This is a genomic window from Paraburkholderia flagellata (genome assembly GCF_021390645.1).
GTDB lineage: Bacteria > Pseudomonadota > Gammaproteobacteria > Burkholderiales > Burkholderiaceae > Paraburkholderia > Paraburkholderia flagellata.
Genome location: NZ_JAJEJT010000004.1, coordinates 289,518 through 316,436, shown reverse-complemented (window position 1 = coordinate 316,436; position 26,919 = coordinate 289,518). Strand labels below are relative to the sequence as shown.

Here is a 26,919-nt window from a genome sequence, read left to right as displayed (position 1 = left end):
CGTATACAAATCGCGTGCGCGAGCGGCGGCGTGAAGGTACTTTGTATACACGCATGGAGGGGCGCGAATGAAGACCATCGTGCTGGGCGGCGGCATTGCAGGCGTCACGAGCGCGTACTACCTCGCGCGCGACGGCCGCGACGTCACCGTTGTCGAGCGGCGCGCGGGCGTTGCGCTCGAAACCAGTTTCGCCAACGCGGGGCTCGTGGCTCCTGGCCATTCGTACACGTGGGCCTCGCCTCGGGCACCGAAAATCCTGCTCAAATCGCTGTTCGTCGAGGGCCAGGCGCTGCGTCTGCGCCTGAAGGCCGATCCACACATGTGGGCATGGTGCGCGCAATTCCTGCTCAACTGCACCGAAGCGCGCTCGCGCGAAAACACCTCGCGCAAGGTGCGGCTATGCCGCTATTCGCAGCATCAACTGCAAGAGGTCACGGCGCGCGAGCAACTCGAATACGACCTCATCAGCCGCGGACTGCTCTATCTCTATCGCGACGCCGCCTCGTTCGAACGCGGTCGCGCCCACATGTCGATCCTCGTCGAAAACGGCCTGCCGCTCGAAACGCTCGACGCGGCCGCAGTCGCCGCACGCGAACCCGCGCTCGCCCACGCGCGTGAGCGCATTGCCGGCGCGATCTACTGCCCGAGCGACGAAAGCGGCGACGCGCACCGCTTCACGCGCGCGCTCAAGGAGGTTTGCGAACGTATGGGCGTGCGCTTCGTGTTCGACGCTCCGATCGAGGCAATCGAAGCCGCCGGCGATCGCATTGCCGGCGTGCGCACGCGCGCCGGCGTGATCCAGGGCGACGACTACGTGCTCGCGCTCGGCTCCTGGTCGCCGATACTCGCGCGGCCGCTTGGCTACCGGATCGCGGTCTATCCTGTGAAGGGCTATTCGGCGACGTTCCCCTGCGCTCCCGAGCATCGGCCGCCCGACATGGGCGGCGTGGACGAGAATCACCTCGTGGCATGGGCGCGTTTTGGCGCGCGCCTGCGCTTCACGGCCACCGCAGATTTTGCGGGCTACGACACGCGCCACACGCCCGCCGATTTCACATCCATGATGCAGGCGGCACGCGAACTCTTTCCGCAAGGCGCCGACTACACGCAGCCCACCTACTGGGCCGGACTGCGCCCGATGACGCCGGAGGGCACGCCGCTGATCGGCCGCACGCGCCATCGCAACTTCTTTCTGAACACGGGTCACGGGCACATGGGCTGGACCATGTCGTGCGGCACCGCAAAATTGCTCGCCGACATCATGGCCGGGCGCGAACCCGAACTCGACATGACGGGATTGACGCTGAGATGAACACTACCGCACCGCCGAAAAATCACGAGGACGCCTACACAAAGCTCGAATTCGCGCTCGATGGCGGCATTGCCCGCCGCGCCGCGATTGGCCTCGTCGTGCTGGCCACCGACCATACGATCGAATACGAATGGCGCGACCTGTTGCGCCAGCCAGGCGTGGCGTTCTACGAGAGCCGCCTTGAGAATTCGCCGGACATCACGCCGCCGCGCCTCGCCGAAATCGAGGCACGCATCGCGCCCGCGGTGAGCCTGCTGCTGCCCGGCGAGCGCCTGGACGTGGTGGCGTTCGGCTGCACCTCGGCTTCGATGGTGATAGGCGAAGAGAAAGTCGCGGCGCACATTCGCCAGGCACGGCCCGGCATCGAATGCACCACGCCGATCACGGCGGCGCTCGCCGCCCTGCGCTCGCTCGACGTGCGCCGTGTGGCGCTGCTGACGCCCTATGTGCGAACGATCAACGACTTCATGCGCGATTACATCGAGGCGCGCGGCGTGGCCGTCACGCGCATCGCCTCGTTCGAGCATGCGGACGACAACGAGGTGGCGCGCATCGACGCGACTTCGATTCGCAGTGCGATAGAAACGCTCGCGCGCCACGAGGATGCCGACGCGGTGTTCGTCTCGTGCACCAGCCTGCGCGTGGCCGCGCTCGTGCCGGAGATCGAAGCGCAGACCGGCAAGCCCGTGCTGTCGAGCAACTACGCAATGGCGTGGCACGCGCTGCGGCTCGCGGGGGTGCGGGATAGCGAGCCGCAGTTGGGGAGGTTGTTTGCGCGTGTGTGAAAGATAAACCGCGACGCGCCGGCGCATTGCACACCGGCGCGGCCACCGGATCACGGAATCACGCGTAAACCGGCTTGCCAGCAAGCGCGCTGCGAATCGCGCCCGCCAGATCGCCAGCGGCGAACTTGGCGACGTAGCCGCTCGCGCCAGCGTTCTTCACGTGCGCTTCGTTCGCGGTGCCCGTGAGCGACGAATGGATCACCACGGGGATATCCACGGTGCGCGGGTCCGCCTTGATCTTGCGCGTCAACGTGAAGCCGTCCATCTCGGGCATTTCGAGGTCGGTCAGCACGAGCGCAATGCGATCCTTCGCGCGCACGCCGTCGCGCTCCGCGCTCGTCGCAATCGCGTCAATCTGCTTCCACGCTTCGAGGCCCGTCTTCGCCATCGTGTATTCCACGCCGAGCGCCTTGAGGCTCTGGCCGATCAGCTCGCGCGCGAAACCCGAGTCGTCGGCGGCCAGCACCTTCGCACCCGGCGGAATCATCGCGGGCTCGCCCACGTCCTCGGCGGCGACCGCGCCGTGCTGCGCCGGGAACACGTCGCGCAGCACCTGCTCCACGTCCACCACCTGCACGAGCTTCTTGCTCTCGGGATCGTTCTCGAGCCGCGCGATGCTCGTCACGCGGTTGCCCATCGTGACGTCGGCGGTCAGTACCTGGCTCCATTCGAGCCGCACGATCTCGTCCACGCTTTCGAGCGCGAAGCCCTGCGTGGAGCGCGCGAATTCGGTCACGAGCAGGATGTTCAGGCCCGTTGCCGGCTCGCAGCCCATGAGCCGCGGCAGGTCGATCACGGGCATCACCTGGCCGCGAATGTTCGCGGCGCCCAGCACATAGGGAGACGACGCCGCGATCGGCGTGATCGCCGGCATGCTCAGGATTTCCCGTACCTTGAAAACGTTGATGCCGAAGACTTCGCCGACCTCGCTGCCCGGCGCCGCGCCGAGACGGAAAAGCAGCAGCTCGAACTGGTTCGTGCTCGTCAGGCGGGTTCGTTCGTCGATTGCGAAGCCGCTGTCCATGATTCTCTCGTGTCCTTTTCCTCTGGCGTGATGCGTGCGGCATCCGCTTCCTGCCTTCGTCTACGGCCTGGCGCGGGAAATCTTGAGACCATTGCTCGCGCACGAGTGTGCCGGATCAGGGCACGCTCACACGTCCTCGCGCACGCGGCCAGCGGCATGCTCGCGCAGCAGCGCCGCACAGGCCTGGGCGCTCACCGGCCTGCCGAACAGGTAGCCTTGCTGCCGTTCGCAGCGCAGCGAGCGCAGAAACGAGGCCTGCTCGGGCGTTTCCACGCCTTCGGCCGTCACGCGCATGCCGAGCGAGTGCGCCATCGCCACGACGGCCTGGGTGATCGCCACGGAGTCGCGGTTGTCGGGCAGGCCCGCCACGAACGTGCGATCGACCTTCAGATGGTGCAGCGGAAAACGCTTCAGATACGAAAGCGACGAATAGCCGGTGCCGAAGTCGTCCACCGAAATGCGCACGCCAATGTCGTTGAGCGCGTGCAGGAGAGGCAGCACGCTCTGGCTGTCGCTCATGAGAATGCCTTCGGTGATCTCCACTTCGAGCGCATCGGGCGCGAGGCCCGTTCGTGCCAGGCACCCCTCCACCTGCTCGACCAGCCCGTCCGCGATCTGGCGCGGCGAGAAGTTGACCGCCATGACGAAGTCGGGCGCAAAGAGGCGCCGCCACTGCGCGGCCTGGCGGCACGCATGCTCGAGCACCCATTGGCCGATCGGGATGATCATGCCGGTGTCCTCGGCCACGGGAATGAACTCAACTGGCGAGACCTGGCCCAGCTCCTCGCTCTCCCAGCGCAGCAGCGCCTCCGCGCCGATCATGCGGCCGCTTTCGCCATCCACGATCGGCTGATACGCGAGGCGCAGTTCGCCTGAAGCAAGCGCGCGGCGCAGCCCCCGCTCGATCTGGAAACGGCGCTGCAGGCGCTGGCGCAACTCGGCCGTGAAGAACTGGAACTGGTTGGTGCCGCGCTGCTTGGCCGCGTACATCGCAGAGTCGGCGTTGCGCATGAGCGCGGCGGCGCTGCGGCCATCGTCGGGATACAGGCTGATGCCAATCGACGCGCCCAGGTAGTACTCGTTGCCCGCCGCCGCGAACGGCGCGGCGAGCGCGCCGAGCACGCGCTGCGCGAGCGCGACGAGTTCGTCCACCTCGTCGTAGCGGCGCACCGCGATCACGAATTCGTCGCCGCCCACGCGCGCGAGCGTGTCCGCCTCGCTCACGCAGCCCGTGAGGCGCCGCCCCACGTCGCGCAGAAGCGAATCGCCCGCCTCGTGGCCGCCCGTGTCGTTGACCTTCTTGAAGCCATCGAGATCGACGAAGAGCAGCGCTGGCCGCGCCGTGCCGCTCGCGCTTTCGAGCAGCGCATGCATGCGCTCGGCGAGGAACGTGCGGTTGTAGAGCCCCGTGAGCGCGTCGCGCGTGGCGAGATAGCGCAGTTGCTGCTGCGCCTCGCGCACGGGCCCGATGTCCGTAAACGAGACCACCACGGAAATCGGCTCGCTTTCGCCGGGCCGGAAAATCGGCAGCACGTTCTCGCTCACCCACACGATCTCGCCATCCGCGAGTTCGAGGCCGACCGTCTCGCCGAGCACCGGCTTGCCCGTTTCGAGCGCCTGCATGCTTGGTCGCTTCGAGACGGGCAGCGGCTTGCCACCTTCGTCGAGCACGCGCGGAATCACCTTCATGATGCTCAGGCCGATGGCGTTCTCGGGCAGACGCAGCATGCGCCGCGCGCTGCGATTGCAGGCGAGCACGGTGTCGTCACGCGCCTGCATCACGATGCCTTCGTTGAGGTGGTCCACGACAAGGCGATGGTGCTCTTCGCTCAGCGCGAGGCGCTCGGCAATGGTCTGCTGGTTGAGCATGGCCGCGACACTGCGGGCGATGTCGCTCAGCAGCGCCTCCTCGGCCGCCGTGGGCCGCCAGGGCCGGCTCTGGTACACGGCGAGCGCGCCCATCACGCCGCCGTTGTCGTCGTCGAGCGGTGTGGTCCAGACCGCGCGCAGGAGGTTGTCGAGTGCGATGCGGCGGTACTCGCCCCACTCGTGCGCAAGCTCGAAGTCGTCGACGCAAACCGTGCGCCGCTCGAAGATCGCCGTGCCGGACGGGCTCGTGCCGGAACCGACCGGCGTGCCATCGAACGCGGCGTGATACTGCGCCGGCAAGGACGGCGCGCTGCCTATGCGCAGGCGGCGGCCGTCGCCGTCCAGTTGCAGGATCGCGCAGTTCGCGCCCGCGCCCAGCAGCCGCTCGGCGCGGCAGCAGACCTCCGCCAGCAGTTCCGGCAGCGGCATGCTGCGCGAGACCAGGCGCAATACGCTGCGCTCCTGTGCGAGCGCCGCATCTGCTGCGTTCGCGGCCTCGCTCGATTCTTTTGACACCTCCGACTGACCGCCCCGTGATCCCGCTGCGCCGAACGCTCCCGCCGCTTGGGAATAGACCATGCCTTCTTCCCCTCTTGTTGCCGCGGTGCGTGTGGTGCACGTAGCGCTCCCGCGGCCGGTCCGATCTCTTGTGTGGTGCGCGGCGCGCCGCCCGCTGTGAGGCGCGCGACGCCGCTGCCCCTGCATTAACGGCAAGGGCGGCGCTATCTTGAAGTGCTGGGAGGGGAAGGTGCGGGGTCGGCGGCGAGCCGGATAAGAGGGCGCGGAGGGGAAGGCGCGCCGGGTGGGCACTCGCGCACGGAGTGTTGGCGGTTGCGAGGGTAAACACGTAGGCACCGATAGCAGTCCTATCCGGATGTTCGCCGCGTTTGCCGGGATACACGAACCCCAAGAATCGCAAACAAAAGCGTGCCCTCTACGATCGGCCCGGTGACGTTCTTCAACGCGGGCGCGATGCAAAGCTACTCGACGCGAGCATTTCACACGGGGCGAATAGAGCGACGGCAAAGCGTCGTAGTCTCATATTAATCCGTCGAATGAAAAGCCCCGCCGAAGCGGGGCCGCGCGTTAATCATCTACGTCAGGCTTGGTTAATTCGTCCAGCCGGTTCTTCGTGATTCGCGCCATGCAGTCCCAGAAGTCAACAAACCGCAGCGACGCCTGACTTACAGAGTAGACGTTTGAATAACAGATGTTGTCTCTATACTGCTCCCAATTCGCTTGACCTTTCTTAAAAAAAGGAAGTGCCGCTGGGCCGCCGTATTCGGCATTCGCTTTATCGCCTTCTTTAAAAGCTTCCTCAACCACCGAAATTCTCTTATTCAGGACATCAGCGATCATCTCATAACGGAACTGAGCGCATGCCGATAAGTCCATCACCCCGAGCATCCCCCGCTTACAGTACGAGGCTATCTGATCGACAGTTTTATCGGAAAAATAATCGCGCGCCGGCTTTGCTTTCCTGTAGTCAAATGCAGATCCATAAATCGAAGTCGAAGCGTATGTCACAGTTGTGATCAAAAGCAGAGCAATCCATGCATTAATGAGTCGCAACGTAGTCCCCCCTTTCAAAGAGCCTCGCCTCTGTTCGACGTCGCCCCGGCACACGATGCGCAATAAACGCTTCGATGATTTTAGTCATTTTTTTATAATCACCCTTGTTCAGATTGCTCGCTAAAAATTCCGAACGTGTGCCAGGCCACGGATCGCTTGGCCTTCGATATATTCCCGAGTTAAAGAGAATGGATACTAATGCGTCGTACTCGTACTGATGAAGCGCAACCTTTACTTCGCGATTTATTACTGCCTCTACCGGACTCAAATTGATCACACGATCTCCACAAAGTCGACGAAAGCTGCTGGTCTGGTGATGCAACCAGCGAGTTAAGCGGGCAATCACGCGCTCCCGCTCAAACTAGGTTCAGGCCGAATCAGCAAGCGAGATATGGGACTTATCCGAAAAAGTATTCTTGCGAAAACTCAACGATGCATTAGGCATCACCGCGCAAAATTGAAGTGACATTCGCCAAATCGCGGCCAACACGGTGAATAATTCGGATTACCTGGATTTACCCGGAATATTTAAGAACCCGTCCAAAACTGCGTGCGTTGGACAAGACCGCGCGCCCAGCTCGAACGCGTTTAAGGGCGTGTTCATGCGCGAAGGAACGGATCACGAGCGCCTAAAAGCAAAAAAGCCGCCCATAAATGAGCGGCCTTCTGTTCACAAGTGCTAACGTGCTTTCGATATCCGACACACGCGCAAGCGACACCATACAAGAAACGATGCCGCCGTATTCCGTTAGACGAACACGAGCGCCTACGAACACCGACGCCCAGCGAAAAGCGCCCTACGCCTGGCTCTTTTCGCTACTCTCGCCGCTGCCGTCCTTGTGGAACACGCGCTTCGTCGCGCGCTTGGTGGCCTCGTAGCCCTCGCGCGACGCATGCGCGATGCCGTGGCCCACCGTCCTCGCCGCGTTCGCGGTGGCGTGGCCGAAGTCGCGTGCGGCGTGGCCGGTTTTCGTCGCCGCTTCCTTCGAGTCGTGTTTGATGTTCTCCTTCACTTCGTGAAGGTCGGCGTGCGCCATCGTGCTGGCCATGCCCAGCACGAGCGCCGCAAGTATGAACCGTTTGGATTTCATCGTCGGGCTCCCTTTTGTATTGTCATCGAATGACTGCGGACGCGTCGAGCATCACCGCCGCGCGTCCCGTAAGCAACACGCGGCCCTCGCCGCGCACCGTAAAACCGTAGAGGATCGTGTTGCCGCTGCCGCTCATGCGCTCGGCTTCGATCGCGAGTGGCGTGGCGAGCGTGTCGAGGCGCTCGACATGCGCCACCACGTTACGCACGCTCGCAAGAAAACCCACGTGCGGGCGGCCCGCCGCTGCGCCATCCATTGCGCCCAGCAACGCACCATGCACCGCCATCGCCTGCGCCGCGTACTCAACGCCGCACACCGCCGCGAGGCGGCCGCGCGAGCGCAGCGGGTTGTGCGGATCGCGATGGCAAGTCGCCACGCAGCAGATACGCGATTCATCCCACGCCTGGACCGCGTCGAGCAGGCACATCGCGCCGCTGTGCGGGATGCGCGCCGCGATCCATGCGTGGTCGAGCGGCCCAGGCGTCGCGGCGTTCGCAATCACGTCCGAGAGGACACCCGGCAGGACGGCTTGCATCGTCATTCGCCCTCTCCAAACGCGTCCGGGCGCGTCACGTCGATCTGCACGCGCAGTTCGGGCAAATAGTCGATGACCACGCTTGCTGGCTGGCCGGTTTTGTCCATACAGGCAAGCGCTTCGAGCAACGGCAGCGCACGCGCGGCGGGATTGTTCGTGCGCAACGCTTCGAGTTCGGGCGAGGCGAGCGTCGTCGCCAGCGCTTCGGTGAGCGTCACGTCAAGGCGCGCAATCGACGCCGCACTCGCCTGCGGCGCGAGCACGAACGCCACGCCAAATGCGTCGGCCACGGGTCGCAGCGTGTGCAGCGGTTCGGGATAGTCGGCGTCGTAGGCGATCAGCAAGGTGGGCACGCCATCCACGGCCACCTGGCACGCGCTTTCGAGCAGACCCGCTGCGAAGCTGCCGTCATGCGCGCACAGCACGTTCGATGTGGCCTGGTCACGCGTGGCGATACTCCAGTAGCCCGCGGGCGCGTTGTGCACCGAGTTGTGAAAGCGCGTGGGCGAAAGCAGGCGATCGTCGCCGGCAAGCGCGTCGCAGATTATGTGGCAGTTCTGACCATCTCCGCCCGAGGCGGCGAATACGGCGGCCAGCGTCGCCGCGTCGCGGCCGCTCGCCGCGACGGCTTCGTGGCCCACAGCAAGCGCGGTCTTGACGACAGCCCCGCTGCGGCGGCGCTCTGCCGCCGGCAGGCCCTGGGGCGGCGGCAGCACCGTGCGTGCGCCCACGTATGGCGCGCGCGCCGCGAGCACGTCTGCCGTCTGCGGCCAGTTGGCGAGACCGGGCCCAATCACGCCGACGCTCTCAATGAATGCGGAAAGTCTCATGGCGGTCATCCGTGATGTGCGCGGTCCGCGCGGCCGAACAGGAGGCTGCAGTTCGTGCCGCCAAAACCGAATGAGTTGCTGAGCGCGGCATTCACTTGCGACTCGCGGCTTTCCAGCACGTAGTCGAGGCCGAGCGCGGCGTCGGGCTGCGTGGTGTTGACGCCGGCGGGCACGAAGCGATGGCGCAGCGCGAGCGCCGAGATCACAGCTTCGAGCGCGCCCGCGGCACCAAGCGTGTGCCCCGTCGCGCCCTTGGTCGAACTGCACGGCGTGCGCTCGAACAGTGCGTTGATCGCGCGGCTTTCGGCGGCGTCGTTGCTCGGCGTGGCCGTGCCATGCAGATTGATGTAGCCGATTTCGCTTGCGGCCATGCCCGCTGTGGAAAGCGCCTGCGCCATCGCGGCGCGCGCGCCGAGTCCTTCGGGATGCGGCGACGACATGTGATGCGCATCGCTCGATTCGCCGACGCCGAGCAGCAGGATGGCGTCGTCGTCCGGCGTGTCGGGCGTGCGTTCGAGGAAGGCGAACGCCGCGGCCTCGCCAATCGAAATGCCGTTGCGGTTCACGTCGAACGGGCGGCACGGATCGCGCGAAAGCAGTTCGAGCGAATTAAAGCCGTACAGCGTCGTCAAGCAGAGCGAATCGACGCCGCCCACCACCGCCGCGTCGATCAGCCCCGCTTCGATCATGCGGCGCGCGGAGCCGAACACCTTCGCGCCCGAAGAACAGGCAGAAGAAATCGAGGTTGCCGGTCCGCGCAGGCCGAAATACGCGCGCACGAAAGAGGCCAGCGCGAACGGGTTGTGCGTTTGTGCGTAATGGAACCCCGGTTTGAGCGCGCCGCTTTCCAGGTCGCGCTGCCGGTAGGCGTTTTCGGTTTCGAGAATGCCCGACGTGCTGGTGCCGACGAACACGCCCACGCGATCTGCGCCGTAGCGCGCAATGGCGGCCCGAACGTGCTCGGCGAAACCGTCCTGCGTGAAGCCGATCTGCGCGAGACGGTGATTGCGGCACGCGTAGTCCGCGAGATCGGCGCGCAGGGTCTCGTTCTCCAGGCCCGCCACCGCGCCGATCCACGTATCGAGGTCCGCGCGCGCGAAGTCGCAACGCGCAAGCCCCCCGCGCTTGCCGCGCAGCGCGTCGAGCGTCGCGTCTAGCCCGCGCCCGAGGCAGCTGGTCGCGGTGAAATGCGAAAGGATGAGTGGTTTCACGTCAGTCGGTCCGTTGTCGCAGCGGTGGAGTCAGGGTTGTCCGGCCTCGCTGCCGAGGCACGCGCGCAGTGTGGTCCACTGCAACTGGCGTTCGTCGGCGGCGCGCATCAGCGGCGCAAGGACGTCGAGCACGAGCGGATTGCCGCGCGCGTCGCGCGCTGCGTGGCCGTCGTGCACGAGCAGGATGTCGCGGGCAGCCAGGCCATCGAGCAGGCGTTGCGTGACCGTGCCGGCGTCTTTCGCGCAGGTGTCGAAGCCGCGCCGCGTCCAGCTTGCGAGGTGCAGGCCGAGGCCGCACAGCACCGGCTCGAGGAACGGATTGCGCAGGCCCGCCGGTGCACGGAAAAAGCGCGGCGGCGTACCCGCGATTTCGGTGAGCGTGCGCTGCGCCGCCTCGATCTCGCGCTTCATCACTAGCGGCCCCGAGAGGGAGAACGTATGCCGGTGGCGTTGGCTATGATTCTCGACGGCATGGCCGCTTGCCACGATCGCTTCAACCAGATGCGGGTAGCGCCGCGCCTGATCGCCGATGCAGAAGAACGTTGCACGCGCATCGAACTTGTCAAGCAAATCGAGCACGCGCGGAGTCACTTCGGGGTCCGGACCATCGTCGATAGTGAGCGCGATATGCTGCCCCGTATGTTCGGGCAGCCGCGTCCAGTTCGGGCCGAGCAACGCGCTGCGCGGCCACAAGCCCGCGGCGGTCAGCGCGAGATGCGACGCGACCACGCTGCCCGCGGCCCACGGCCACGCAGCCGGATGCGCGACGAGGGCCGCCGCCGCGCCCGCATGCACCGCCGCCGCGCCGCAAATGAACGGCGACGGCTTCCAGCGGCGCGCCGTAGCGGTCTCGGGCGTCACACGTGTAGAGGACAACGAAGCCGAGTTCATGCGCGGCCTCCGTGCGGGTGGCTCATGTGCGCGCGTTCGCCGCGCGGGCGGGCAGCCTGCCGCTGTTCGGGGGTATCGGCAGCCGCATGCGCCTCGTCGCTGCCGCGCACGAGCGGCGGCGCGAGAATCGCCGCGAATATCAGCGCGAGCATCGCGCCCGGCCCGACCGTCAACCCGAACGTTTCGAGCAGCGGCACATGAGAGAGCGAGAGCAGGCCGAAACCCGCCACCGTCGCGAGATTGGCAACGAGCAGCGAGACGAGCGTGCGCGGCGTGATGCCCGCTTCGTCGTCGCGCTTGCAGAAGAACAACGCGTAGTTCGAGCCCACCGCGACGATGAGCAGCATGCCGACCAGGTGCAGGATAGTGAGCGAAACGCCCGCCAGCGCGAATCCCGCGGCCACGACCAGCACCGCCGCGACGAGCGGCGCGAGCGCACGCGCCGCGCGCGAGAATGAACGCAGCGCGAGCGCCAGCAACACGACAATGACGACAAAGCCCGCAAGCGAGAGCCGGATGTCTTCGCGCACATAGTCGACGTACATCCGGTCGGCTTCGGCCTTCAAGTCGACGAAGAGTGCGCTCGGCACGTTCGCACGCGCGACGGCGTCGCTCACGGTCCTCGCGTCGAGGCTCGGCGTGTTCGCGCTCTGCGCGGCCTGTGAATTGCGCGGCGCGCGCAAAGCGAGCATGGCGTTCCAATGTCCTTCGCGCTGGGTCAGGAGCGCATCCACGGCGAGCGCCATCGACGTGCCCTTGAGGTCCGCGCGCGTCACGAGCGGCGCGTTGCGCGCCGCATCGGCGTCGGCGAGGAATGGCGCGAAGGCGTCGGGCCGCACGTCCACTGGCTGGTTCTTGATCGCCTCTTGCAGGCGCGCCGCGAGCACGTCCTTTGCGGGCAGGCTGGCCAGGCGCGCACGCTGGGTGGCGTCGCTCGGCAGGTAACGTGCGGGGCTCTCGAAGCCACCCAGCACACCGCGCTCGACGAGCGGCTGCAGCTGCGCCCCGACCTTCTCCGCGCCTTCGAGAGCGGCCTGTTCGCTCGCGGCCGGAATCACCACGAGATAGCGCACGTCGGGTGCGCCCACGTCTGCGCGCAGGCGCGTGTCGAGCGCCTGGCTCGCGGCGGGCACGGGGCTCAAGGAGGCAAGCTCGTGGCTCCAGAGATCGTCGCGATGCAGCCAGAGTGACGCCACCGCCGCGAGCACGAGCGCCGCGAGCGGCCAGCGCAGACGCGGCGCTGCATGCGCAAGCCGCGCGAGCCACGCGCCGATGCGCGAAACGTCGCGAATCGCCACGGCGCCGCCGCAAAGTTGCGGCAGCACGAAGCGCGTAACGAGCGCGGCGCTCACGAGGCCCGCAATAGAATACAGCCCGAGTTGCACGAGGCCGGGAAAGCCCGAGAACAGCATCGTCGCGAAGCCGCACACCGAGGTGAGCACGCCGAGGCGTATGGTTGGCCAATAGGCGGCGAGCCATGCGCGCATGGTGTCGCGGCTCTGCGGTGCACCACGCGGGCCGCCCTGCGACGACTGCACGAACAGATAGATCGAGTAGTCCACCGCCTCGCCCATCAGCGTCGTGCCGAAGCCGAGCGTCAAGCCATGCACGGTGCCGAACGCGAGCGAAACCGCGGCAATGCCCGCCGCCACACCAGAGAGAACCGGCAACAGCCCGAGCGCCAGCGTGCGCGGCGAGCGATACAGCGTGAGCAGCAGCGCGACGATCAGCACGAGGCTCATGGTGGAGAGGCGTTCCACGTCGTGGCGGATGGCGTCGCGCGTGTCGACCCCGAAGACGCCCGGCCCCGTCATCGATACCTGGTAGGCCGAAGCATTGGGCAAGGTGCGCGTGGCGGCCGCAAAGGCCGCGCGCACGGCGTCGATGGCGTGGGCCTGCGCGTCGGTGTCGGAACCGGCGGCGGCAGTCTGCGCAACCAGCACGGCGCGCCGGCCGTCGCGCGAGGCCCATACGCCGCCGCGGCTCTCGGGCTGCGCCGCGCTGTCGAGTTGGCCGAGCATCGCCGCCACCTCGCCCGTCGGGTCGCGCGGCAGCAAGTCCTTGGCAACCAGCCCAGCCGAAGAAGTCAGCAGATCGAGGCTCTCACCCAGCGCCTCGTGCAGCCCCTGCCCCGAGAAGTGTTGCGGCGTGACCGCGGGGCTCAGCACGTAGCGGTGCGTGAACATGAACTGCTCGTCGCGCGCGTCGCTCTGGCCCGAGCCGTTGTGAATCGCCACGAATTGCGGGTCTGCACGCAAGGTCGCCGCGACGCGGCGCGAAAGCGCGGCGCGCGTGCTCTCGTAACCCCCGTCGATGCCGATGAGAATGAGCCGTGAAGCCAGACCGTCGCGCAGTTGATCGACGAGCACTTGCTGCGTGGGGCTCGGCGAGCGTGGCAGAAACGCCGAAAGATCGGCGGTGAAATTCGCGCGGCCGATCGCCACCGCGCATGCGACGAGGCACAGCAGCCACACCGCGACGGCGCGGCGCTGCACGAGCGCGAAGCTGCGTGCAAGGAGCGGATGCGCGCGCGGGTCCATCAGTTCGAGTCCGCGGAAAGGGCGTGCAGGCGCATCATCGAATGATCGCCGTCGGCCTGCTGGATCGCGACGCTGCGCATCGCGTCACGCGTGCCGTCTATCGTGATCGTGCTCACCACCTTGCGCATGCGCGAGTCGAGCGGCGTGAGCGTGAGCGTCCAGTCGTCGCCCTCACCCGCGAGCGCGACCTTGTAGACCTGTTCCAGTGCGAAGCGGTTGCCCGCTAGCGTCGCACGGATGCTCTCGATGAAAGCGCCCAGCTCCGGATAACGCGCGAGCGCGAGCGTGTATTTGTGGTTCTCGCGCTGCACGGTCAGCATGTCGCCGTCCACCACGAGGTGCTCGGGCTTCGGGTTCTGCGTGATCTTTTCCAGATGATCGGGCGCGACGAACACGAGTTCTCCTGACGATTCCACGGGCTGCGTGGCGATCGAGAGGTATTTTGTCTCGGTGAAGCTCGCGCGGCCGGACTTGTGCTGCGCGAGCGTGGCCATCAGGCGGTCGAGCGTCCAGGCGGGTTGCGCGGATTCGGCAGCCTGTGCCCGCACGACCGGCGCGCTCGCCGTCGCGATGACACCGCCGATGAAAGCGGCGCTCGCCAGCGCACGCAGGCAGCGCGCGCGCAAAGTGGGGAAACGGCGGATCGCGCTCATGCGTCGGTCACCTCGCGCACGGGAAGCTCGGCGTGGGGGCGCGCCTCGCGGCGGCGCAGCGGGGTCGGGGCCGGCGCCGGTGCGCGGGCCGCAGCGATCGCCGCCGCAGTTGCCGATGCCGGTGCGCCAACACTCGCGCCCTGCTTGCCGCCCTGCCAGAAGTCGTAGTAGTTGAACCAGTTGTACGGCGCCTTGCGGCAATAGCGGTCGAGCAGCGTGACGTAGCGCACGAGCGCGGTGTCGATCGCGCGCTGGCGCGCTTCGCGCGGCACGTCGGTGAAGTCCGCCAGCGTTTCGAAGTGCACGTCGTAGCGATTGCCGCCACGGTACAGGCCCGTCATGAAGAGCACCGGGCGCTTGAGCATCGCGGCCATGTAGAGCGGCCCGAGCGGGAACGCCGCCGGCTCGCCCAAAAAAGCCATGCGCCGCATGGTGGCCGTGTCGCCCGCAAGCAGCGTGCGGTCCGCGAGCATGCCCACCATGCAGTTCTCGTCGAGACGCTTGTGCACCTTCAGCATCGAGCCCACCTGGCCGAGCCCGATCACTTCGGGCTTCGCATCGGGATTCACGGCGGCGAGCGTCGCGTTGATCTTCTGCGCGTTCTCTTCGTACATCGTCACGACCACGCGCAGGTCGGGCCGGGTGCGGCCGAGCGCGCGCACGATCTCGAAGCTGCCGAGGTGCGCGCCCATCAGGAACACGCCGCGCCCTTTGGCGAGCGTCTCGTCCACGAGCGTATGGCCGTGCGGACGGATGTCGAACATGTCGAAGCGCGCATTCGCCAGATAAATGCGGTCGTGGATCGTCGCGGCGAACGTGAACACGTGGCGGTACACGTCGCGCCAGTGCGCAGGGCGGCCCAGCACGCGGCGCAGGTAGTCGCGCGAGGCCGCGCACGCGCGCGGCGAAAACAGCACGAAATACAGCGCGATCAGGTGCAGCAGTGCGCGGCCCGCGCGGCGGCCGAGGCGCAGCGAAAGCCACGTCATGATGCGCAGGAGCAGCGTGTTGCTGCGCTCCTGCTGGTTCGCCCAGTCGGTGCGCTTCGTCATGGCTGCGCTCCGGTTTGCGCGAGCGCGTGTGCAAGCGGCTCGGCGTGGGGTACGCCGCTCATTGCGTCACTGAGCACGCCGCTCGCGACATCGCGCGCGCCCGCGCGCAGCGTGAACCGGATCGCGCCGCTCGCCGCCGTGTCCCAGGCAAGGTCGAGTGTTTCGCCGGGCGCGGCGGGGCTCAGGAATTTCGCGCTGCTGAGCTTCCACGTGGCGAACGGCCGGTTCAGCGCGCTGCCGATCGCGTCGATGGCGTGATCGAGCAGCACGACGCCCGGCACGATCGGGTGGCCCGGAAAATGGCCGGGCAGCGCGGGATGATCGGCGGGAATCGTGAACGAACGCGCCGACGCGGGTATCGACGAAGCGGCGCCCGCTTCCATCGCATCGGGCGCGCGCTTCGCAGTGGGTGCGAGTCCGCCGCGCATATGCATCGCGACGAACACTGCGAGCACGTCGTGCGGCAGCTTGCCGGTGTCGTTGCGCGGCAGGGCATCGACGAACAGGAGCGGACGCGGCAGGAACGCGCGATCGATTCGCTCGCGCAGCGCGCGCTGCAGATCGGCGAGCGGCAGCGTGGGCGCGACCACGAGCGCGACGAGGCGCTGCACGACGTCGTGGCCCGTGTGCGCATCGTGCTCGAGGTGCGCAGGCATGAAGAACACGCCGTCCTCTACGCCTGGAATCGCGTTGAGCTGATGATTGAGGTAAGCGAGCGAGGTCCGCTTGCCCGCGATGTTGATGAGGTCCGCCTTGCGCCCGTGCAGCAGGAAACGCTGCGCGTCGAGCAGTTCGATCGCGTCGCCCATCGGCACCGGCTCGTCCACGTGGCCGCCCGAAACCCACATCGTCGGGCCCTCGTCGTCCTGTGCCTCGCTTTCGCGCGCTTCGAAACGGACCTTCGGGAGCAGTTGCCACGTCGCACCCTTCGCGGTGCGGCGCGTCGCGATCTGGCCGGTTTCGGTGCTGCCGTAGATTTCGATGAGCGGCGCCTTCAGGCGCGCTTCCGCTTCGAGCGCGAGCTTTTCCGAGAGCGGCGCGGTGGCGGAGAGCACCAGTTCGGCCGGCGGCAGCGCGTGACCGGTGGCGAGCAGCGCGCGCAGGTGGATCGGCGAGGTCACGAGCACGCGCGGATGCGGCAGCGCTTCGAGTTCGCCGCGGATATCGACGGGATAGAACGGCAGCCGGTTGCTGAACGCGAAACCGCCGATCAGCGCGAGCAGCACGGTCACTTCGAAACCGTACATGTGCTGCGGCGGAACGGTGCCGACGATCGTGCAATCGTGCGCGCCGAGCAGGCCGAGGCGCTCGGCCGACGCGCGCACGCCCGCCACGAGCGCACCCCAGGTCTTGCCATGCGGCACCGGCGCGCCGGTCGAGCCCGACGTGAACACGTAGGCCATGATGCGCGAGGCGTCGATCTGCGGGACGACGAACGGCGTGTCCTTATCGGCTTCATGCTGGGCTTCTTGCTGGGCTTCGGGGTACGCGAAACGCGGCAGGTCAATCGTGCAGTCGGGCGCGTCGTTCAGGCAGAACGCGTCGGGCGCGAACGAAGCGAGCTGGCGCACCGTCTCCGGCGTCTGCGTGGAGGGCAGCAGGCTGATGCGGCCGGACACGAGCGCGGCGCACAGGCCCACGGTGAAGCGGTAGCGGTCGCGGCAGACGTTGAACACGTGGCCGCCCGCCGGCAGCGCCGCAGCCACACGCGTGACATCGGCGAGGAAAGCGCGCACCGTGACGGGCGCGCCGTCGCGCCAGGCAATGACCTGGTCGGGCGACGTATGAAAAACGAGCGGATGAGTCTGCATAACTTCAGTCGATACGGATTCCTGTGTTTGGCCCTGCGTCGACTCAGGCGGGCGAGCGGCATTCATGGTCAGGAATGCTCCGCGTGCGCCGGGGTCGTGTGCCCGGTCGTCTGCCGATATGCGCGAATCGCGTCGAGCATGCCGGCATTCGGCTCGCCCGGCAGCGCGAAACGCCGGCAAGCGTGCTCGGCGACGAACATCACCGCCACGAGCGGCAAAGCCAGATAGTTGGCGAACGTCGACCACGCGACGATCGGTGCAACCGCGAACATCAGCGTCGAAACGCCGGCAATCGCGACGAAAAAGAGCGTCCATGCGAGCGTGATCTGGCGCGTATAGCGCGCGACGGCCGGCGCAAGCGTGCCGCCATGGATCATCGTCGCGAACTGCGTGCAAAGCGGCACGCGCCCCGCCGCGAGCGTGCGCCCGAACAGCAGCGCCATCGCGAGATTGAAGCTCACATGCTCCAGATACAGTCCCCATTCAAAATGCAAAGCAAGCGGCGTGCGCGTGAACCATAGCACGAGCACCACGAGCGTCCAGAGCGGCAGCAGCCATGCGCGGCGCGGCGAGCGCGCGGCGGCGGCCAGCGCGATCGCGAGCGGCGGCACGAGTGCCATCGCAAGACCGAAGCCGTGCGCGCCCGGCGTCGCCACCGCGTAGTGCGCGCCAATTTGCCAGGCGGCCACCGCCGCCACGCCAAGCACCGCGCGCGCCGCCGCAGCCAGCGCGCTCATTGCCTGCCTCCGCAGAGGCGCGCGCCGTCCTGCCGTACGCATAGCGCCGGCGGGTGAGATGCCCCGGTGCAACCCGAGGCGATTTGGCTGAGCGGACAAGACATTGGGCAAATGTCGCGAATGGGGTCGTAAGTGAATCGTAGGATGTGGCAAGCGCCACAAATCGTCATAGGAAACGCAAATATCGGGCCGGTTTCTTGGAAGCGTGTTCAGGCACGCACATTTTAAGATTGACGGGACCCGATCACCTGCCCGGCCAGCCGCCGGTTTGTAACTGAATGTTCAGAATCGCGCCAGCTACGGCTTTTGTCCGATTCAGACAGGCCCGAAGCCGCGCAAGCATCTGGCGCGTTCCGACCCAAAAATGCGCGACGCCTGGTACCGACCCTCTGTAACCCTTTCGCCCGGGAGCACCGTATACGCACCGATACCCTTCACTTAGAATCCTGGTAACTTTTACATCAAACGAACCCTAAAAACGGGCAGCCAGCGCTACGGCCCGCATGCCCGGAGAACCCACGCATGATGAACGAACTGGAACAAGAACTCGCCACGCAGATCGTGAAAGAGCTGAATCTGGAAGATGTCTCGCTCGACGAAGTGAGCGCGGACACCCCGCTCTATGGCGAAGGCTTCGGGCTCGACTCGATCGACATTCTGGAAATCGCGCTGCTGATTTCGAAGAAGTATGGCTTCGAGCTGCGCTCGGACAATCCGGAAAACGAGCAGATTTTCGCGACGCTCGGCACGCTGGCCGCCTATGTCGCGGCGCACCGCGTGCGCTAACGTCACTGCCGGCGCTAGCCAGGATCGACGGAGAGAACCCATGCGTGCACTCGTGACAGGCGGCAGCGGCGCACTCGGGCAGGCCATTAGCGAAGCGCTCGCGCAAGCGGGCCACGAGGTCTGGGTGCACGCGAACCGGCGTCTGGCAGAGGCCGAAGCTGTCGCGCAACGCATCGTTGCGGCGGGCGGCAGCGCGCACGCCATTGCCTTCGACGTGACCGACGCCGACGCAACGGAAGCCGCGCTCACGCGCCTCGTGGAAGACACGCCCGTGCAGATCCTGGTGAACAACGCGGGCATTCACGACGACGCGCCCCTGGTGGGCATGCGACGCGAACAGTGGCGCCGCGTGATCGACGTCTCGCTCAACGGCTTTTTCAACGTCACGCAGCCGCTTCTCATGCCGATGATCCGCACGCGCCACGGGCGCATCGTCAACATCGCCTCGCTCGCGGGCGTGATGGGCAACCGCGGCCAGGCGAACTATGCGGCCGCGAAGGCCGGGCTGATCGGCGCGACGAAATCGCTCTCGCTGGAGCTCGCCTCGCGCGGCATCACCGTGAACGCCGTGGCGCCCGGCATCATCGCTTCGCCCATGGCGGAGCACGCGTTTCCCGCCGAGCGCATCAAGCAGCTCGTGCCCGCGCAGCGCGCCGGCCAGCCCGCGGAAGTCGCGGGCATGGTGGCGTACCTGGTGTCCGACGCGGCCGCCTACGTGACAGGACAAGTCCTATCGATCAACGGCGGTCTGGCCTGAATACGCGGCGCGTTTTGAGCCGCTGCATCATCTGAGGAAATACGAGTGTCTGTGCAACCCTTCGACGCAAAGCGGCAGTCGCGCTCCGCGCCCGGCATAAGCACGGGCGCGAGCGCCGAAGCATCCGGTTACGAAGTTCCCGCGCACGATGCGCCGGACGTCCGCCGCGGCGGTTATGCGCGCGCAGCGGCGCGGCCTAAAATGATTGCAGGGACTCGCGCTGCCGAGGCGCCCGCCGCCATGTCCACGCCTTCGTCCACGCATCTCGTCCTGATCCCGAGCTACAACCCGGGTGCCAAGCTCGAAGAGACCGTGCGCGGCGCACGCGCGCAATGGAACCCCGTGTGGGTGGTGGTGGACGGCAGCACCGACGGCAGCGCCGCACGCCTGCAGGCCATGGCCAACGACGACCCCGGCCTGCACGTCATCGTGCTGCCTGCCAACCGGGGCAAGGGCGGCGCGGTGCTCGCGGGGCTCGAAGCCGCCGCGGCGCGCGGCTTCACTCACGTGCTGACGATGGATTCCGACGGCCAGCACCCCGCGGCATTGATTCCCGAATTCATGGCCGCCTCACAGACCGCGCCCGAAGCCATGGTGCTAGGTTTGCCGAAGTTCGACGCGAGCGCGCCGCAACTGCGCGTGCATGGACGGCGCCTCTCGAACTTCTTCGCCGACTTCGAAACGTTGTGGGCCGGCATCGGCGATTCGCTTTACGGCTTTCGCGTGTACCCGATCGCGCCGCTCAAGGCGATCATGCATCGCCAGACGTGGATGCGCCGCTTCGACTTCGATCCGGAGGCCGCCGTGCGCCTGTGCTGGGCCGGTGTGCGGCCCATCCAGATCGAAGCGCCGGTGCGCTATTTCGGCGCCGATGAAGGCGGCGTTTCGCATTTCAACTACGTGCGCGATAACCTGCTGCTCGCGGGAATGCATCTGCGGCTCGTGAGCGGGTTCGCGCTGCGCCTGCCGCGTTTGATCGGCAGGCGCCTGCTTCCCTGATCCCTTGTTCGCTGCTTGATCGCTGCTTGATCGCTTTTCCGCCGGTCACGCCGTGGCGCGCTGCGCGGCGGGCGTGCGGTAGTCCGCCAGCAAGCGCTCCTTCTTTTTCTCCGCCGCAGCAAGATTGCGCGCCTTGACGTGGCCGAAGCCACGAATCTCATCGGGCAGCGCCGCAAGCTGAAGCGCGGCGGGCAGGCGCTGCGCGTCGAGGCTCGCGCAGAATTCGTCGACGAGCGCCACATATTGCGCAATCGAGCGGCGTTCGTCGCGACGCTCTTCAGTCTTGCCGAACACGTCGAACGCCGTGCCGCGCAGCCCCTTCATGCGGGCCAGCGTGCGCAACACCGGCAGCACCCACGGACCGAAACGGCGCTTCACGAGATGGCCGTGCTCGTCGTGCTTCGCGAACAGCGGCGGCGCGAGCCAGAAGTTCAGCTTGTAGTCGCGGCCCGGCTCGCCTTCGAACTGCTCGCGCAGTTTCTGCAGATACGCAGGATCGGCATATAGACGCGCGACTTCGTATTCGTCCTTGTAAGCCATGAGCTTCGCGAGATTCGCGGCGACGGCGCGCGTGAGCGGCAGCTTTGCGTCGCCGCCGAGCGCCGTCTCCTTCACGCGAATGCGCTCGACCACGCGGCGATATTGCTGCGCATACGCGGTGTTCTGATACGCCGTGAGCAACGCTTCGCGCGTGGCGATCACCTTGTCCAGCGATTCGGGCATCCGCAGAACGATGGCCTGCGGCTCTGCGGGCGTTTTCGTGAGCGCGCGCACGGCAGCCTCGCCATGATGCGCGACGTAGCGCCCCCAATTGAACGCCTGCTGGTTCTTTTCCACGGCCACGGCGTTGAGTTCGATCGCGCGCCGCAGATGCGCGAGTTCGAGCGGCAGCCAGCCCTTTTGCCACGCGTAGCCGAGCAGCAGCGGATTGCTGTAGATCGTGTCGCCGAGCAAGGTCAGCGCGAGCGCATTGGCGTCCACGAACGCGCAACCCTCGCCGATGCTCGCGCGCAGTTCCGCCTCGGTTTGCGTGCCCGGGAACGTCCACTTAGGATTCTTGACGAATTCCGCAGTAGGCGTCGCGCCGCTGTTGATCGCGGCGACCGTCACGCCATGCTGGGTGCGCGAAAGCACGTCGCCCGAAGCGGAGACGATCGCGTCGCAGCCGATCACGAGACGCGCCTCGCCCGTGGCGATGCGCGTGGCATGCAAGGCTGCGGGCGTCGCGGCCACCTGCACGTGACTCAGCACGGCGCCGCCCTTTTGCGCGAGGCCGGCCATGTCGAGCACGGTCACGCCGTTGCCCGCGAGATGTGCGGCCATGCCAATCAGTCCGCCGATGGTCACGACACCCGTGCCGCCCACGCCCGTCACGAGAATGCCGTAAGGCTTCGCCAGTAGCGGGAGCACAGGCATGGGCAACGCATCGAAATCGATCGATGCGGCGCTGGACGCATTCGCCGCGCGCGGCTTGCGCAACTGCGCGCCCTCGGCCGTCACGAAGCTCGGGCAAAAGCCCTTGACGCACGAGAAGTCCTTGTTGCACGACGACTGGTTGATCTTGCGCTTCGTGCCAAGCGGTGTCTCGAGCGGCTCGACGGAAAGGCAGTTCGATTGCACCGAGCAGTCGCCGCAGCCTTCGCACACGGCGTCGTTGATAAACGCGCGGCGGGCCGGGTCCGGATACGCGCCGCGCTTGCGGCGGCGGCGCTTTTCGGTGGCGCAGGTCTGATCGTAGATCAGCACGGTGGTGCCGACGGTATCGCGCAACGTGCGCTGCACGCTATCGAGCTGGTCGCGATGATGGACGTTCACGCCGGCCGGCAGCACGATACTGGAGTCGTATTTCTGCGGCTCATCCGTCACGATGACGATGCGCTTCGCGCCTTCAGCGTGGACCTGGTGCGCGATCTGCGGCACGGTGAGTACGCCGTCCACCGGCTGGCCGCCCGTCATCGCCACGGCGTCGTTGTAGAGAATCTTGTAGGTGATGTTGGCGTTCGATGCGATGGCCGCACGAATCGCCAGCAGTCCTGAGTGAAAGTACGTGCCGTCGCCGAGATTCACGAACACGTGCTTGTCGCCCGAGAAGTGCATCTGGCCGAGCCACGCCACGCCTTCGCCGCCCATCTGGCTGAACGTTTCGGTCTTGCGGTCCATCCACATCGACATGTAGTGGCAGCCAATGCCCGCCAGCGCGCGCGACCCTTCGGGCACGTTCGTGGACGTATTGTGCGGACAACCCGAGCAAAACCACGGCTTGCGCTCCACCGTCACGCGCGGCTTCGCAGCCTCGCGCTCCTTCGCCTCGATGATCGCCACACGCGCGAGCATGCGCGCGCGCACTTCCTCGGGCACGTCGGCGCGCGCGAGACGCCGCGCGATGGCCTTGGCGATCAGCGCGGGCGAGAGTTCGTAGTGCGCCGGCAGCAGCCAGTTGCCGCGCGGCACCGACCATTCGCCGCCTTCGTTGTCGCGCTCGTCGAACTTGCCGTAGATCTTGGGGCGCACGTCTTCGCGCCAGTTGTATAGCTCTTCCTTGAGCGCATATTCGAGAATCTGGCGCTTTTCCTCCACCACGAGAATTTCTTCGAGCCCCGTGGCGAAGCCGCGTGCGTCTTGCGCATCGAGTGGCCACACGCAGCCTACCTTGAGTACGCGCACGCCGATCTGCGCGCAGGTTTCATCGTCGAGGCCAAGGTCGGTGAGCGCCTGGCGCACGTCGAGATACGCCTTGCCCGCGGTCATGATGCCAAAGCGTGCGCGCGGTGAATCGATCACCACGCGGTTCAGGCGGTTCGCGCGCACGTAGGCGAGCGCGGCATACCACTTCTCGTCGAGCAGGCGCGCTTCTTGAGCAAGCGGCGTGTCGGGCCAGCGGATATTGAGGCCGCCTTCGGGCATGGTGTAGTCGGCGGGCGTGACGATCTCCACGCGATCCGGGTCGAGATCGATCGATGCGGTCGATTCGATCACGTCGGTCACGCACTTCATGGCGACCCACAGGCCGGAGTAGCGGCTCATGGCCCAGCCGTGCAGACCGTAGTCGAGATATTCCTGCACGTTCGCGGGATACAGCACGGGAATGCCCGCAGCGATGAGCGCGTGCTCCGACTGGTGAGCCACCGATGACGACTTCGCCGCATGGTCGTCGCCCGCGAGCACGAGCACGCCGCCGCGCGCGTCGCTGCCCGCCGAGTTCGCGTGTTTGAACACATCGCCGGTGCGGTCGACGCCCGGGCCCTTGCCGTACCACATGCCGAACACGCCGTCGCGCTGCGCGCCGGGCCAGAGATTGATCTGCTGCGTGCCCCACACGGCGGTAGCGGCGAGGTCTTCGTTCACGCCGGGCTGGAACACGATGTCGTGCGCCTGGAGGTGCTTCTTCGCCTTCCATAGCGACTGGTCGAGCGCGCCCAGCGGCGAGCCGCGATAGCCGGAGATGAAGCCTGCGGTATTCAACCCGGCCTTGCGGTCGCGCGCTTGTTGCAGCATGGGCAGGCGCACCAGCGCCTGCGTGCCGCTGATGTACACGCGGCCTTTTTCCAGCGTGTATTTGTCGTCGAGCGACACGGATGCGGCTAGCGATGCGGCTTCTACGGCGGCGCGGTCTGGGGCGTTCATGGCGGGGCTGTCTCCGGAATCGGTGCGAAATCTGACGTTTCGCGGCCGAGTATAGGAAGCCGAAATGCCATCGTAAAATCACAAATTGGCAACGCTGGTATGCGAAAAACGGATGACCGGGTGCGGAAGAAGCCATTCATAGATGAGCGCTTTCTCAAGCCCCTCGGGCATTTGCCGTTAACACACGGGAACAGCAACCACTCATTCCGGAGTCCCGCTTGAACGCGAAACCACGCGCGCTGCCATCTGCATTTGTCTTGTTCGCAACCCTGACCGGAACCCTGCTGATTAGCGGCTGCATCACCAGCCCACGCGTGGCCACCGCACCCGCGCGTCCCACGGTCGTGGTTGCTGCGCCGCCGCCTGCCCCGCCTGTCGTCGTCGCGCAGCCCGTTTATGTGCCGCAGCCCTACGACGCGTATGTTTCGGTCGTGCTCGACCGCGACGTGGTCTACGCCGGCGGCAGCACGTATATCTGGATCGTGGGACCGGACGGCCACCGCCAGCGCCGCTACTACGGCCACGGCGACCTGCGCGGCGAAGTCCTGCACCGGCGCGCGGAATTGCGAACGGTGATGGCACACAACGAAGGCCATCTACCGATGCAACACGCACGCATGCCCGAACCCCAGCGCGTGCGCGTGACGATGCAGCCGCACGGCACGCCGCCACATGGCTACCGGCCGCAGCCGGGCGGGCATCCGCCGGTGCACACCGCTCAACATCGCCCGACGCCCGCGCCGAACCGCAACCAGAACGCGAACGCCAACGCGAATGCCGGCCATCACCGGCAACCCGACGGGCATCCCAACGCTGCGCCTGCGCCGCGTTTCGCGGGTCAGCCGCCGCATGCGGGTTAATGCCGGCTAATCTCGCCTTCCAGCCGAGCCGACGGCCAGCCTGAGAAAAAGCGTCGCCGCGCCTGCGGCGGCGCTTCCATCGCCTGCCTCATCTGCCGCCACGCGCTGTGCGGCCGTCGTTGCGTCCCCAAAATTTCCCGTCCACGCCGCCTCCCCGGTACAACACCGCCGCGACGAAGTGTCGCGATATATATCACATCACGATATAATCGCTTTTCTTTGGGCGGCGCCGAGCCCTCTGCGCCCCCTAGCCGTTCAAACCCCGTTTCGACTCCGTTCCAGATCGTGTCACGCTTCAAGGTCCTTCGCTGGCTCACCCGCTTCGCCCCCTCCACGGCCACCATCACATGGCGCGAGCGCCTGCGCTCGGGCGGCGGCGCGATGGTCGGCATCGCCCTCACCGGCGCGTTGGCGCACCGGCTGCTCGGCGGGGATCCCAGCATCCCGTACCTGATCGCCCCCATGGGCGCCTCCGCCGTGCTCCTCTTCGGCGTGCCCGCCAGCCCGCTCGCGCAGCCCTGGTCGATCATCGGCGGCAATCTGGTTTCCGCCACCGTCGGCGTAACCGCGGCGATGTGGATCCACGACCCCGTGCCGGCCGCCGCCGTGGCCATCGCCGTGGCCATCGTCGCGATGTTCACGCTGCGCTGCGTGCATCCGCCTTCGGGCGCGGTCGCACTCACCGCCGTGCTGGGCGGTCCGGCCGTCCATGCGCTCGGCTATGAGTTCGTGTTCATGCCCGTCGCGCTGCAGTCGTTCCTGCTGCTCGGCGGCGCGCTCGTCTATCACGCCGCCACGGGGCATCGCTACCCGCACGCCGCGCGACGCCCGAGCGTGGCCGGACTCGCGCCCGCGCAAGCCGGTTTCACCCGCGCCGACCTCGAAGCCGTGCTGCGCGATCGCGACGAAATGCTCGACATCGACACCGACGACCTCGAAGCCTTGCTTCAGGACGCCGAGATCCGCGCCTACGCTCGCAGCTTCGGCGAACTGACCTGCGCGGACGTCATGTCGGCCAATGTGGTGAGCATCACGCCCGCCACGACCGTGGGCGAAGCGCGCTCGCTGCTCAAGCGCCACGACGTGAAGGCGCTGCCGGTGGTGGACGCGCATCGCCAGGTGAAGGGCATCGTCACGCGCGCCGACCTCGCCGACGACGCTCGCGAGCGGCATCCGCTGCGTCTCATGCTTCATGCGATTTCGCGCCTGTTCCGGCCGCACGCGGAGTCCGGCCGGAACGTCGGCACGCTGATGACCACGCACGTGCTGACCGTCGCGAGCACGACGCCGATCGTCGAACTCGTCCGCATTTTCGCGGGCCGCGGGCACCATCACGTGCCGGTGGTCGATCACGAACACCGGCTCGCGGGCATCATCACGCAGGCCGATTTGATCTCGGGGCTCTATCACCAGGCGAGGACGCCGCAGCAGGCGCCGGCCTGAGCGCATTTGCGCTCCGGTTCGCGCCAATACACCTGGCCGCGATGCCAATGCGACGGGCGTTTTCGGGCAAATACATCATGTCATGATATATTTGGAGAGTAAACCGTTCCATGGACTCCCAATGAAAAAAAGCGCGCGCGATCTCGACAAGGTCGACTTCGAACAGCTCTCCGAATTTCGCTACCAGATGCGCCGTTTCGAGCGCTTCTCGGAGCAGGCCGCGCAGGCCGAGGGCATTACGCCGCTGCAATACCTGCTGTTGTTGCATGTGAAGGGGTACCCCGGCCGCACGTGGGCAACCATTGGCGAACTGGCCGAGCGTTTGCAGGCGCAGCATCACGGCGTGGTTGCGCTGGTCTCGCGCTGCGAGGCGATCGAACTCGTCGAGCGCCGCGTGAGCGAGCGCGACCGCCGCCAGGTGGAAGTGCACCTGCTCGCCGCCGGCGAAAAGCTGCTCGCGCGCCTGGCAGAACTGCATCGCGCCGAGTTGAAGTCGCTAGACGGCGCATTCACCATTCCGCGTATCGATCTCTAAAG

General features: G+C 66.6%; 22 protein-coding genes and 1 pseudogene. 8 read left to right on the top strand and 15 right to left on the bottom strand.

Translation table 11 applies throughout. The features are described 5' to 3' along the window. Window positions 1-67: 67 nt before the first annotated feature. Together L0U83_RS32050 and L0U83_RS32045 are read left to right on the top strand one after the other, a co-directional pair. Complete coding sequence (locus tag L0U83_RS32050; RefSeq protein WP_233888195.1) at window positions 68-1,312, top strand: D-amino acid dehydrogenase; 1,245 nt, start codon at window positions 68-70, stop codon at window positions 1,310-1,312. Next, complete coding sequence (locus tag L0U83_RS32045) at window positions 1,309-2,097, top strand: maleate cis-trans isomerase family protein (protein ID WP_233888194.1); 789 nt, start codon at window positions 1,309-1,311, stop codon at window positions 2,095-2,097. The genes L0U83_RS32050 and L0U83_RS32045 overlap by 4 nt, the downstream gene beginning before the upstream one ends. A 58-nt stretch (window positions 2,098-2,155) precedes the next feature. Here L0U83_RS32045 and L0U83_RS32040 read toward each other — a convergent pair whose 3' ends face one another. The 14 genes and pseudogenes from L0U83_RS32040 to L0U83_RS31980 all read right to left on the bottom strand — a co-directional run bounded on the left by L0U83_RS32040 (window position 2,156) and on the right by L0U83_RS31980 (window position 17,913). After that, window positions 2,156-3,121 carry a chemotaxis protein gene (locus tag L0U83_RS32040; RefSeq protein ID WP_233888193.1) on the bottom strand — a complete coding sequence of 322 codons (966 nt, stop codon included), beginning with the start codon at window positions 3,119-3,121 and terminating at the stop codon, window positions 2,156-2,158. A 126-nt stretch (window positions 3,122-3,247) separates the two neighbouring features. Continuing rightward, window positions 3,248-5,569, bottom strand: coding sequence for a putative bifunctional diguanylate cyclase/phosphodiesterase (locus L0U83_RS32035; RefSeq protein ID WP_233888192.1), 2,322 nt, complete (start codon window positions 5,567-5,569; stop codon window positions 3,248-3,250). Window positions 5,570-6,076: 507 nt separating this feature from the next. Next, complete coding sequence (locus L0U83_RS32030) at window positions 6,077-6,580, bottom strand: lysozyme inhibitor LprI family protein (protein ID WP_233888191.1); 504 nt, start codon at window positions 6,578-6,580, stop codon at window positions 6,077-6,079. Continuing rightward, entirely contained in the window at window positions 6,549-6,839 is a 291-nt protein-coding gene (locus tag L0U83_RS40945; protein ID WP_373321153.1) for a glycoside hydrolase family protein, read from the bottom strand. Before L0U83_RS40945 ends, L0U83_RS32030 begins: the two co-directional genes overlap by 32 nt. Before the next feature lie 520 nt (window positions 6,840-7,359). Further along, a complete protein-coding gene (locus L0U83_RS32025) occupies window positions 7,360-7,653 on the bottom strand; it encodes a hypothetical protein (RefSeq protein ID WP_233888190.1) in 294 nt (97 codons plus the stop codon). A 22-nt stretch (window positions 7,654-7,675) separates the two neighbouring features. Beyond that, entirely contained in the window at window positions 7,676-8,188 is a 513-nt protein-coding gene (locus tag L0U83_RS32020; protein ID WP_233889099.1) for a hotdog family protein, read from the bottom strand. Window positions 8,189-8,190: 2 nt separating this feature from the next. Continuing rightward, complete coding sequence (locus tag L0U83_RS32015) at window positions 8,191-9,018, bottom strand: beta-ketoacyl synthase chain length factor (RefSeq protein ID WP_233888189.1); 828 nt, start codon at window positions 9,016-9,018, stop codon at window positions 8,191-8,193. 5 nt (window positions 9,019-9,023) lie between these two features. After that, entirely contained in the window at window positions 9,024-10,229 is a 1,206-nt protein-coding gene (locus L0U83_RS32010; RefSeq protein WP_233888188.1) for a beta-ketoacyl-[acyl-carrier-protein] synthase family protein, read from the bottom strand. Window positions 10,230-10,259: 30 nt separating this feature from the next. After that, a complete protein-coding gene (locus L0U83_RS32005) occupies window positions 10,260-11,120 on the bottom strand; it encodes a polysaccharide deacetylase family protein (protein WP_233888187.1) in 861 nt (286 codons plus the stop codon). After that, window positions 11,117-13,660: an MMPL family transporter gene (locus L0U83_RS32000; RefSeq protein ID WP_233888186.1), complete on the bottom strand. Its 2,544-nt coding sequence runs from the start codon at window positions 13,658-13,660 to the stop codon at window positions 11,117-11,119. The genes L0U83_RS32005 and L0U83_RS32000 overlap by 4 nt, the downstream gene beginning before the upstream one ends. Beyond that, the gene (locus L0U83_RS31995) at window positions 13,660-14,313 is read right to left on the bottom strand and encodes an outer membrane lipoprotein carrier protein LolA (RefSeq protein ID WP_233888185.1); all 654 of its coding nucleotides are present in this window, start codon (window positions 14,311-14,313) and stop codon (window positions 13,660-13,662) included. Before L0U83_RS31995 ends, L0U83_RS32000 begins: the two co-directional genes overlap by 1 nt. Window positions 14,314-14,447: 134 nt before the next feature. Continuing rightward, window positions 14,448-15,365: pseudogene (locus L0U83_RS31990) on the bottom strand (lysophospholipid acyltransferase family protein); the annotation flags it as partial. Next, window positions 15,362-17,176: an AMP-binding protein gene (locus tag L0U83_RS31985; RefSeq protein WP_233888184.1), complete on the bottom strand. Its 1,815-nt coding sequence runs from the start codon at window positions 17,174-17,176 to the stop codon at window positions 15,362-15,364. The pseudogene L0U83_RS31990 and the gene L0U83_RS31985, both read right to left, overlap by 4 nt. A gap of 68 nt (window positions 17,177-17,244) precedes the next feature. Next, complete coding sequence (locus L0U83_RS31980; protein WP_233888183.1) at window positions 17,245-17,913, bottom strand: COG4648 family protein; 669 nt, start codon at window positions 17,911-17,913, stop codon at window positions 17,245-17,247. Window positions 17,914-18,438: 525 nt separating this feature from the next. Here L0U83_RS31980 and L0U83_RS31975 point away from each other — a divergent pair. The 3 genes from L0U83_RS31975 to L0U83_RS31965 all read left to right on the top strand — a co-directional run bounded on the left by L0U83_RS31975 (window position 18,439) and on the right by L0U83_RS31965 (window position 20,455). After that, window positions 18,439-18,699, top strand: coding sequence for a phosphopantetheine-binding protein (locus L0U83_RS31975; protein ID WP_233889096.1), 261 nt, complete (start codon window positions 18,439-18,441; stop codon window positions 18,697-18,699). Between the two features lie 40 nt (window positions 18,700-18,739). Next, on the top strand, window positions 18,740-19,456 hold the full coding sequence (fabG, locus tag L0U83_RS31970; protein WP_233888182.1) for a 3-oxoacyl-ACP reductase FabG: 717 nt from the start codon (window positions 18,740-18,742) through the stop codon (window positions 19,454-19,456). A gap of 240 nt (window positions 19,457-19,696) precedes the next feature. Next, window positions 19,697-20,455: a glycosyltransferase family 2 protein gene (locus L0U83_RS31965; RefSeq protein WP_233889095.1), complete on the top strand. Its 759-nt coding sequence runs from the start codon at window positions 19,697-19,699 to the stop codon at window positions 20,453-20,455. Between the two features lie 45 nt (window positions 20,456-20,500). On the opposite strand, the gene L0U83_RS31960 is transcribed toward L0U83_RS31965, so the two are convergent. Then, window positions 20,501-24,079, bottom strand: a complete 3,579-nt coding sequence (locus L0U83_RS31960) for an indolepyruvate ferredoxin oxidoreductase family protein (RefSeq protein ID WP_233888181.1) — start codon at window positions 24,077-24,079, stop codon at window positions 20,501-20,503. A 218-nt stretch (window positions 24,080-24,297) separates the two neighbouring features. Here L0U83_RS31960 and L0U83_RS31955 point away from each other — a divergent pair, with 218 nt between their 5' ends. From L0U83_RS31955 to L0U83_RS31945, 3 genes are all read left to right on the top strand, one after another. Then, window positions 24,298-24,939: a hypothetical protein gene (locus tag L0U83_RS31955; protein ID WP_233888180.1), complete on the top strand. Its 642-nt coding sequence runs from the start codon at window positions 24,298-24,300 to the stop codon at window positions 24,937-24,939. A 285-nt stretch (window positions 24,940-25,224) separates the two neighbouring features. Further along, window positions 25,225-26,382 carry an HPP family protein gene (locus L0U83_RS31950; protein ID WP_233888179.1) on the top strand — a complete coding sequence of 386 codons (1,158 nt, stop codon included), beginning with the start codon at window positions 25,225-25,227 and terminating at the stop codon, window positions 26,380-26,382. A 121-nt stretch (window positions 26,383-26,503) separates the two neighbouring features. After that, window positions 26,504-26,917, top strand: a complete 414-nt coding sequence (locus L0U83_RS31945; protein WP_201700567.1) for a MarR family winged helix-turn-helix transcriptional regulator — start codon at window positions 26,504-26,506, stop codon at window positions 26,915-26,917. The last annotated feature ends 2 nt before the right edge of the window (window positions 26,918-26,919 follow it).

What these genes read in the sequence shown, in the direction of transcription:
- L0U83_RS32050 (WP_233888195.1), top strand. Translation starts at nt 68, where the DNA reads ATGAAGACCATCGTGCTGGGCGGCGGCATTGCAGGCGTCACGAGCGCG.
- L0U83_RS32045 (WP_233888194.1), top strand. Translation starts at nt 1,309, where the DNA reads ATGAACACTACCGCACCGCCGAAAAATCACGAGGACGCCTACACAAAG.
- L0U83_RS32040 (WP_233888193.1), bottom strand. Translation starts at nt 3,121, where the DNA reads ATGGACAGCGGCTTCGCAATCGACGAACGAACCCGCCTGACGAGCACG.
- L0U83_RS32035 (WP_233888192.1), bottom strand. Translation starts at nt 5,569, where the DNA reads ATGGTCTATTCCCAAGCGGCGGGAGCGTTCGGCGCAGCGGGATCACGG.
- L0U83_RS32025 (WP_233888190.1), bottom strand. Translation starts at nt 7,653, where the DNA reads ATGAAATCCAAACGGTTCATACTTGCGGCGCTCGTGCTGGGCATGGCC.
- L0U83_RS32020 (WP_233889099.1), bottom strand. Translation starts at nt 8,188, where the DNA reads ATGCAAGCCGTCCTGCCGGGTGTCCTCTCGGACGTGATTGCGAACGCC.
- L0U83_RS32015 (WP_233888189.1), bottom strand. Translation starts at nt 9,018, where the DNA reads ATGAGACTTTCCGCATTCATTGAGAGCGTCGGCGTGATTGGGCCCGGT.
- L0U83_RS32005 (WP_233888187.1), bottom strand. Translation starts at nt 11,120, where the DNA reads ATGAACTCGGCTTCGTTGTCCTCTACACGTGTGACGCCCGAGACCGCT.
- L0U83_RS32000 (WP_233888186.1), bottom strand. Translation starts at nt 13,660, where the DNA reads ATGGACCCGCGCGCGCATCCGCTCCTTGCACGCAGCTTCGCGCTCGTG.
- L0U83_RS31995 (WP_233888185.1), bottom strand. Translation starts at nt 14,313, where the DNA reads ATGAGCGCGATCCGCCGTTTCCCCACTTTGCGCGCGCGCTGCCTGCGT.
- L0U83_RS31985 (WP_233888184.1), bottom strand. Translation starts at nt 17,176, where the DNA reads ATGCAGACTCATCCGCTCGTTTTTCATACGTCGCCCGACCAGGTCATT.
- L0U83_RS31980 (WP_233888183.1), bottom strand. Translation starts at nt 17,913, where the DNA reads ATGAGCGCGCTGGCTGCGGCGGCGCGCGCGGTGCTTGGCGTGGCGGCG.
- L0U83_RS31975 (WP_233889096.1), top strand. Translation starts at nt 18,439, where the DNA reads ATGAACGAACTGGAACAAGAACTCGCCACGCAGATCGTGAAAGAGCTG.
- fabG (WP_233888182.1), top strand. Translation starts at nt 18,740, where the DNA reads ATGCGTGCACTCGTGACAGGCGGCAGCGGCGCACTCGGGCAGGCCATT.
- L0U83_RS31965 (WP_233889095.1), top strand. Translation starts at nt 19,697, where the DNA reads ATGTCCACGCCTTCGTCCACGCATCTCGTCCTGATCCCGAGCTACAAC.
- L0U83_RS31960 (WP_233888181.1), bottom strand. Translation starts at nt 24,079, where the DNA reads ATGAACGCCCCAGACCGCGCCGCCGTAGAAGCCGCATCGCTAGCCGCA.
- L0U83_RS31945 (WP_201700567.1), top strand. Translation starts at nt 26,504, where the DNA reads ATGAAAAAAAGCGCGCGCGATCTCGACAAGGTCGACTTCGAACAGCTC.